The sequence below is a fragment of the Mediterraneibacter sp. genome (genome assembly GCF_030825015.1).
GTDB lineage: Bacteria > Bacillota > Clostridia > Lachnospirales > Lachnospiraceae > Mediterraneibacter.
The window spans coordinates 40,073-48,790 of sequence record NZ_JAPJQP010000014.1 but is presented as its reverse complement, the minus strand read 5'-3'; the positions used below and the strand labels follow the sequence as shown (position 1 = coordinate 48,790).

The 8,718-nt window shown below is 38.2% G+C and carries 8 protein-coding genes; 1 reads left to right on the top strand and 7 read right to left on the bottom strand.

Translation table 11 applies throughout. The features are described 5' to 3' along the window. Positions 1-189: 189 nt before the first annotated feature. The 7 genes from mnmG to rpmH form a co-directional block, all read right to left on the bottom strand. The gene (gene mnmG / locus RCH61_RS07250; RefSeq protein ID WP_306480314.1) at positions 190-2,100 is read right to left on the bottom strand and encodes a tRNA uridine-5-carboxymethylaminomethyl(34) synthesis enzyme MnmG; all 1,911 of its coding nucleotides are present in this window, start codon (positions 2,098-2,100) and stop codon (positions 190-192) included. After that, on the bottom strand, positions 2,066-3,463 hold the full coding sequence (mnmE, locus tag RCH61_RS07245; RefSeq protein ID WP_306480313.1) for a tRNA uridine-5-carboxymethylaminomethyl(34) synthesis GTPase MnmE: 1,398 nt from the start codon (positions 3,461-3,463) through the stop codon (positions 2,066-2,068). Before mnmE ends, mnmG begins: the two co-directional genes overlap by 35 nt. Positions 3,464-3,648: 185 nt before the next feature. Further along, positions 3,649-4,497 (bottom strand): RNA-binding cell elongation regulator Jag/EloR, encoded by an 849-nt coding sequence (gene jag, locus RCH61_RS07240; RefSeq protein WP_306480312.1) that lies wholly within the window; start codon positions 4,495-4,497, stop codon positions 3,649-3,651. A 27-nt stretch (positions 4,498-4,524) separates the two neighbouring features. Continuing rightward, positions 4,525-5,853 carry a membrane protein insertase YidC gene (gene yidC, locus RCH61_RS07235; RefSeq protein ID WP_306480311.1) on the bottom strand — a complete coding sequence of 443 codons (1,329 nt, stop codon included), beginning with the start codon at positions 5,851-5,853 and terminating at the stop codon, positions 4,525-4,527. Positions 5,854-5,865: 12 nt separating this feature from the next. Beyond that, entirely contained in the window at positions 5,866-6,078 is a 213-nt protein-coding gene (gene yidD, locus RCH61_RS07230; protein WP_306480310.1) for a membrane protein insertion efficiency factor YidD, read from the bottom strand. Between the two features lie 15 nt (positions 6,079-6,093). Then, entirely contained in the window at positions 6,094-6,429 is a 336-nt protein-coding gene (gene rnpA, locus RCH61_RS07225) for a ribonuclease P protein component (protein WP_306480309.1), read from the bottom strand. A 74-nt stretch (positions 6,430-6,503) separates the two neighbouring features. Continuing rightward, positions 6,504-6,638, bottom strand: a complete 135-nt coding sequence (gene rpmH / locus RCH61_RS07220) for a 50S ribosomal protein L34 (RefSeq protein WP_004847680.1) — start codon at positions 6,636-6,638, stop codon at positions 6,504-6,506. A gap of 493 nt (positions 6,639-7,131) precedes the next feature. Between rpmH and dnaA the strand changes: the two genes are divergently transcribed. Beyond that, positions 7,132-8,502, top strand: a complete 1,371-nt coding sequence (gene dnaA / locus RCH61_RS07215; RefSeq protein WP_306480308.1) for a chromosomal replication initiator protein DnaA — start codon at positions 7,132-7,134, stop codon at positions 8,500-8,502. The last annotated feature ends 216 nt before the right edge of the window (positions 8,503-8,718 follow it).

Below are 8,718 nucleotides of genomic sequence, written 5' to 3'. Positions count from 1 at the left end.
GTATATATAAGACACTCTCCAATAAATATATAATCAGATAACTATATTAATATCTTTATATAAAAATCTATCATCATACAACTATGTTATTCCAAAACGCTATCATCACATAACTATGGCATTCCAAAACTCTGTAAATACATAAATCTATCGTTTTATTTACTTTTTTGTTTATGTCCTGTTCACTTTCTACTTACTCCCTAAGTAAACGAGAAGTACAGAAACATCTGCCGGTGATACTCCTGATATTCTGGATGCCTGTCCGATCGAAGACGGACGGATTTGATTTAATTTTTGTTTTGCTTCTATACGAAGACTTTTTATTTCATCATAATTGATATTTTCCGGTATTTTTTTATTTTCCAGTTTCTTAAACTGTTCTACCTGACGCATCTGACGTTTTATATATCCATCGTATTTAATATTAATATCAACCTGCTGCGCCACATCTTCAGGAAGGTTTTTCCTGTTTTTATCGATTGGCGCAAGTTTTTCATAAGATAATTCCGGTCTTCTGATCAATTCTGCAAGAGTCGTTCCTGATGACAATGGTGTACTTTCATATATCTTCAATAAATCTTGAACTTCTTGCGATGTTCCGACATTTACCTTTTCTACCCGCCGGATCTCCTCTTCTATCAATCTCTCTTTTTCAAGAAGTTTTTCATATCTTTCTTCACTGATCAGACCAATTTCATATCCTAATTTCGTCAAACGCTGATCCGCATTATCCTGCCTTAACAAAAGTCTGTACTCTGCTCTTGAAGTCATCATTCTGTACGGTTCACGACTTTCTTTTGTAACAAGATCATCAATCAATACTCCGATATATCCCTGGGATCTGTCGATCACAATCCCTTCTTTTCCCTGCAATTTTCTTGCAGCATTAATTCCTGCGACAATTCCCTGTGCTGCCGCTTCTTCATATCCTGAACTTCCGTTAAACTGTCCGCCACTGAATAGTCCGTCTATATTTTTAAATTCCAGCGTACTTTTTAACTGTCTTGCATCTATACAATCATATTCGATTGCATATGCATTTCTTACAATTTTTGCATTTTCTAATCCCGGAACGCTTCTGTACATCGCATACTGAACGTCTTCAGGCAGTGAACTTGACATACCTCCGACATACATTTCGTTTGTATGGATTCCTTCAGGTTCGATAAAGACCTGATGACGATTCTTATCAGGAAATTTTACAACCTTATCTTCGATTGAAGGGCAATATCTAGGACCTGTTCCCTCTATAGCGCCTGAAAACAGCGGGGATCTGTCCAAATTATCACGTATGATCTCATGTGTCTTTTCATTTGTATACGTGAGCCAGCATGACACCTGATCGATCTGCACATCTTCTGGATCTGTTGTAAACGAAAAAGGAACGACCCTTTCATCCCCTTTTTGTTCCTCCATCTTTGTGAAATCAATCGAATTTTTGTCAATCCTTGCCGGAGTTCCTGTTTTAAAGCGATACATTTTAATGCCAAGTGATTTTAAACTGTCTGTGAGATAATTGGCACTCTGCAGTCCGTTTGGCCCCGTCTGTGTGCTTATTTCGCCGTAAATGCATCGAGCCTTCAAATATGTGCCTGTGCACAGAACAACCGCTCTACAAGGGTATATGGCGCCTGAATAGGTCTGAACGCCTTGTATCCTTCTTATTCCTGACTCATCTGGATCATCTGCCAAAATATCTGTCACTTCCATTTGGCGGATATCCAGGTTTTCCTGATCTTCCAGAACCTGACGCATCGCTCTGCTGTAGTCCGCCTTATCTGCCTGTGCGCGAAGAGAATGAACAGCCGGTCCTTTTGACTGATTCAGCATTTTCGATTGAATAAATGTTCTGTCGATCACCTTTCCCATCTCGCCTCCAAGAGCGTCAATCTCTTTCACAAGATGTCCTTTTGAACTTCCTCCTATATTCGGATTACACGGCATCAGCGCAATACTGTCCACACTCACCGTAAACATAACTGTGCGAAAGCCTAAACGCGCACACGCCAAAGCCGCCTCGCAGCCTGCGTGTCCTGCACCTACAACTGCAATATCATATTGATCTTTATTTTCCCATACAGAATTTGCTGAATATTTCATTTATTAAGTCTTCTCCTACTGAATTTCCCGTAATACTTCCGAGACTCTCATATGCATCCATAAGATCGATGGAATAAAAGTCTTCCGGCATATTATCCTCAATGCTTCTGATCACTTTTTTCATACTTTCAAGAGCTTCTAAAAGAGCATTTTTCTGACGGACATTTGAGATATATACTTGATTATTAAACGAAATGTCACCTTTTAAAAACATCTCTTTTACTTTATTTTCCAGATCTTTAATTCCGGTTTCTTTTTTTGCAGATATTGAAATAATCGGAAGATCCTCAATTTTTTCTCTCATATCTTCTTCTGAGATCACAGTATCAACATCTGTTTTGTTTAGCAAAACTACTGCTTTTTTATTCCGGATCATATCGATGATCTTCTCATCATTTTCATCTAAATTTCTTGATGCATCAACAACATAAATAATCAGATCTGCCGTTTCTGCATATTCCAACGCCTTATCTACGCCTATTTTTTCAATCAGATCTTCTGTTTCACGGATTCCCGCAGTATCAATCACATTAAGATTTAATCCGCCTAATTTAATCTGCTCTTCCAACACATCCCGCGTTGTACCTTCAATATCCGTTACGATTGCTCTCTCATGCCCTGCAAGAACGTTTAAAAGAGAGGATTTTCCTGCATTCGGTTTGCCTACGATCACAGTTTTGATTCCTTCTTTTATCACTCTTCCGTCATCGGCAGAATGGATCAGCTGTTCCAGTTCCTGAATAATCTTATCTGCTGACTTTTTCAGCGTATCTGCATATCCGTCGACACTGATATGTTCAGGATCATCAAGCGCCGTCTCGATAAACGCCGTATGATATATGATTTCACTTCTTATCTCATTGATCTTATTTTTTACGCTTCCCTTTAACTGACTTACAGAACTTTGCAGCGCATATTCATTCTCCGAATGGATCACGTCGATCACGGCTTCTGCCTGCGACAGATCCATCTTTCCATTTAAAAATGCTCTTTTTGTGAACTCTCCGGGTTCTGCCGGACTTGCGCCATATTTTAAAACAGTTTCCAGTACTTTTTTCACAACAAATGTTCCGCCGTGACAATTTATCTCCACTGTATCTTCTCCGGTAAACGTTCTCGGCGCTCTCATAACTGTAACAAGTACTTCGTCAATCACATTTTCCGTTTGATCTTCAGACAAACTGCTTTCACAATCTACTATATATCCGTAATTTATCGTGTGACTCTCAACTTCAGAAAGATTCTTCTTTCCTCTGTAAATCCGGTCTGCAACTACAACAGCCTCTTCTCCACTGATCCTCACAATTCCGATTCCTGAATTTGTCATCCCTGTCGATATGGCTGCAATCGTTTCTTTTCTCATTCTATCCCGCTCTCCACATATTCTATCTCTATGAATGATTTAATTTTTCATATTATATTTTACCTAAACGCTACCTTTTATTTTAGATTGAAACTTCCTGTTCGTCAATGAAAAAAACGCTTGATATTTTGCGTTTACCGCATCCTGTCAAGCGTCTTTTTACTCTTAATTTTTATGAACTTTTATTATCTTTTCAATGTAACTACAACTTTTCTGTACGGCTCCTCACCTTCACTGTGTGTCGTCACATATGGATCGGACTGCAATGTGGAATGAATGATTCTTCTTTCGTACGGATTCATCGGCTCAAGTATTACCGGTCTTCTGTTTCTCTTTACTTTATGAGCGATGTTTTTTGCAAGATGTTTCAACGTTTCTTCTCTTCTTGCGCGATAATTTTCTGTATCAAGTTTCACTCTTACATAATCTGACTGATGTTTGTTTGCAACACGGTTCGCAAGATATTGAAGGGAATCAAGCGTCTGACCTCTTTTGCCGATCAAAATTCCCATGTTGTCGCCCTTCATATCAACATAAAGCGCGCCGTCTTCATCAATAGAAGATGTAATTTCTACTTCCATATTCATTGCTTTTAAAGTATCTTTTACAAACTGTTCTACATATTTAATTGTCTCATCTTCTACTTTTCCGAGATGCTCTCTTTTCTTTACGGAAGTCTGCTCTGCTTTTTTCTCTTTCTCAGGAGCTTCTTCTTTTTCAACTTTTTCTTCCCGTACAATTTCTTCTTTCACTGATGCGCTTTCTTCTTTCACATCATCTTCTGTTGAAAAATCTTCTGTTACGGGAGTCTCTCTTATCGTCTCTTCAACAGCTTTCAAAAACGCTTCCTCTTCTTTATCTTCCTTTTTCCACGCTTCGATCACTGCCTGTTTCATACCGATTCCAAGAAAACCTGCGCTTCCTTTTTCAATCACATTATATTCAATTCTGTCGCTTGTAACGCCTAACTGAATCATTGCCTCTGTAATTGCATCATCTAAAGTTTTTGCAGATACTCTGATATTACTTTTCATACCATTCATTCCTTTCCCGCAAACAGTTTATTTCTTTTTCTTATTATCTTGCTTTTCCGGAATTACTTCTTCTGTCTTTGCTCCGCTGTTATATCTGTTTACAAGATTTGCTTTTGAAGTAAGACTTCCCGGTTTTGCATTCTTTGCAAGTTCCTGTGCTTTCCTTATCTTCTCTTCCTTTTCGGCATCGATTGCTTTCCCCTTTGCCTTAGAAGTGGAAGACGTTCCTACATTTCGGGTACTCTTTGTTGCCATCTTATTGATTTCTTCCGCGGAAGTACCTTTTTTCTCTCGTTTCTTTTTCGCTTTTTCCTGATTTTCTTTTATAATATCGTCAATGCTTTTCTTTGCCAAATATTTATTAACGGCAAGCTGCTGAACACTTCGCACGGCCGCACTCGCTACCCAGTATAAACCAAGACCTGCCGGAAGTGTGAAACCGAATACAACGGAGATCAACGGCATTGTATAAGTCATTGTCTTCATAGAACTTGCCATCGGATTATCATCGCTTATCGCAGCTGCGCCTGCACCTGCCTGAGAAAGTTTTACACTGATAAACTGTGTCAAACCTGCAAGCACCGGAATAAGAACCGCAATGATGATTCCGCCGATAGAAGCCGCTGCCAAAGCATCTGTAAGAAGATTCCACGGATGCGCTCCGATATCAATTCCTAAGAAGTTGTTCAGATGAGAGACATCTGCCATCGTACTGTTTACAACACTCTCAAGATTCGGCATCTTATCGATCAATTCATTCCATGTAGATGTTTGGAACTTATACATTACTTCGATCAAGTTTCCGGCTTTCGAATAATCCATAGATTCTGCTCCCGGAACAAGACCTGTTGCCAAAGATTCGATAATTTTCTGATATCCTGACGTTGCCTGAATTTTCTCAACGAGAGGAAGATATACATTTCTTACTTTTGTAACATATTCCGGAATGTTCTGTACTACCGGATAAAGTCCGAAAAGAAATACGATCTGTAATAATGACGGAAGACATCCGCTCGACATCTTCAAACCGTACTTATCATAAACCATATTCATCTCTTCCTGCTGTTTCAGCATGGAAGCCTGATCCTTTTTATTTGCATATTTTTTCTGGATCTTCTGAATCTCAGGCTGCATCACAGCCGACATCTTTGTAAACTTCTGCTGTTTGATCGTAAGCGGAAGAAGGATCGTGTATACAATAATCGTAAATACGATGATCGCCACACCGATATTTTCAATTCCGATTGCGCTCAATGCATTGTAAATACCATTCATGACCTGACCTAACAGCCATGATACCTGCTTAATGATCGGCCAATCATAAATTCCTGCAGCCGACATTGCGAAAATTTCCATTACTTGTCCTCCTTAAGGTACCGGATCATACCCGCCTTTTGAAAATGGATTGCAGCGCAGGATTCTCCAGACGGTCAGTGCACCGCCCTTGATTGCACCATATTTTTCTATCGCCTCGATCCCGTACTGGGAACATGTGGGATAGTACTTACATGTGCTGTATCCTTTCAGACCGGATAAATACTTTCTGTAAAATCGGATCAGCCATAACATCACCCGCTTCATCCGCGCCACTTCCTTTTAATTATATATTTTATGAAGCTTTCCGAGGTGGATCAGTGCGCTATTAATTTCATGATAATTCTTTCCCTTCGCACTTGTTCTTGCAATTACAACTATATCCAGTCCACACCGGAAATGTTCTTCCGACAGTCTGTAACTTTCTCTGATCAGTCTCGTCAGATGATGTCTGACAACACTGTTTCCTACTTTTTTGCTTACTGATATACCTATTCGGTTTTCCTGAAGTCCATTTTCTAAAATGTACATAACAAGATAACTGTTTGCAAAAGATGTTCCCTTTTTATAAACATTCTGAAAATCTCTGTTTTTCTTTAAAGACTGGGAAAATTTCATTCAAAACCTCTTCTTCAGTCTGCCTGTGACTGCGTAATAAAAATAAATAGAAGAAAAGGCCACATATATGCGGCCTAAGCTGATAACTGTTTTCTTCCTTTTGCTCTTCTGGCAGCTAATACTTTTCTTCCGCCCGGTGTGCTCATTCTTGCTCTGAATCCGTGAACTTTAGATCTGGATCTTTTCTTCGGCTGAAATGTCATTTTCATATCAAATACACCTCCTCTTTTCTGATATACTTTATAATAAAGTATTCACAATAATTAACGTTTTCTTTCTGTGTTTTTTCCAAATTTAACCTTTTCTTATTATATCTGAAAAAACACTGCTCTTAATTATAGTAAGAAAACCGCTATAAGTCAAGCAAAATCAAGGGTTTCATAGAAATATTTCTTCAAATTTATTAAAAAAATCTATTCCGAAGTGATTCTTAATTTATTGAAATTATTTTTACTTTTTTTTAAGTTATCCACAATTTGGGGAAAAATATTGTTTTTTGTGTGGATAACCTGTTAAAAACTTTGGGATAAGCTGTGGATAAGATTTATTTTTTTGAAAAAACGTTTATATTACGCATATTATTCTTGTGAATAAAGTTATACACATTATTTCTCATTGCCTAAGAACCGCTTTTGATGTAAAATGTAATAGAGAGATTTTGCCTTGATATCTCTCTATTCTATTGATTAGGAGTTACTTTTGATGAACATTGTAGAACAAAACTGGAATTTGATATTAAATAAGATGAAACTTGAATACTGCTCGTCCAATATTTCTTATACTACCTGGATCGCGCCTTTGACGGTTTATGAAGTGAAGGATAATACCGTCTATATCCTTGTCCAATTAAGGGCAAGTCTTGAACATATTGAAGAAAAATATCTTCTTCCTTTTAAAGTCTGCATTGCAGAAGTAACCGGGATTGAATTTGAAGTCGCTTTTGTTACAGATAATGAGACGGTTATTCAGGAGAAAAAGGAAAGCATTAATAAAAAGAACAGAGTGAACGCGATCTATGAAAAAGCAAACCTGAATCCGAAATATACTTTTGATACTTTCGTTGTAGGAAGCAACAATAACTTCGCGCACGCAGCTTCACTTGCAGTGGCGGAGTCTCCGGGAGAGATTTACAATCCTCTCTTTATATATGGAGGCGTTGGATTGGGCAAAACGCATCTTATGCATTCCGTTGCCCATTTCATACTTGCAAACGATCCGTCTAAAAAAGTGCTGTACGTTACAAGTGAAACATTTACAAACGAATTGATCGACGCGTTGAAAGCCGGTAAAACAGGCAGTGAACTTGCAATGACAAAGTTCCGTGAAAAATACCGGAATAACGACGTCCTTCTAATTGACGATATTCAGTTTATTATAGGAAAAGAAAGTACACAGGAAGAATTTTTCCATACGTTTAACCATCTTCATGTGTCAGGAAAACAGATCATTATCTCCAGTGATAAACCTCCAAAAGATATTGAGACACTGGAAGCCCGTCTTCGCACAAGATTTGAGTGGGGACTGATTGCCGATATTTCCTCGCCTGACTATGAGACAAGAATGGCAATTCTTAGGAAGAAAGAAGAACTTGACGGTCTTGAAAAATATCATATACCTGACGATGTTATGCAGTATATTGCTAATAATATCAAATCAAATATCCGTGAATTGGAAGGCTCTCTGAATAAGCTGATCGCTCTTTCTAACCTTGAGAATAAACCGATCGATATTCCACTTGCTGCAGAGGCTTTAAAAGATATGATTTCTCCTGACAATAACCGCGAGGTCACTCCGGAACTTATTATTGATATCGTATCTGAACATTTTAATATTCCTATTTCTGAATTAAAAGGAAAGAAACGTAATGCTGAAATCGTTCTTCCAAGGCAGATCATCATGTACCTTTGCCGTACTCTTACAGATACGCCGCTTAAAGCCATCGGAGCAATTCTCGGAGGAAAGGACCATGCTTCTGTCAACCACGGCGTTAAGAAGATTGAGAACGAATTGAAAACAGACGAAGCTCTTAACAATACAGTTAACATTATAAAAAAGAAGATAAATCCAATTTAATTGTGGATAACTATGTAGATTATTATGGAAAACAATGGGAAAAGATGTTAATAACATAAAATCGCTTTTTTAAGGCTCAGATTTATTCCCACACTTTCCTCATCGTTTCAACTTGAAACCCACACAGTTATCACAAGCTGAAAACCTTGATTTTTCAAGGGGTTGAGACAGTTTTCAACTTATTCACAGCCCCTAATACGACGACTGCGGAATTGA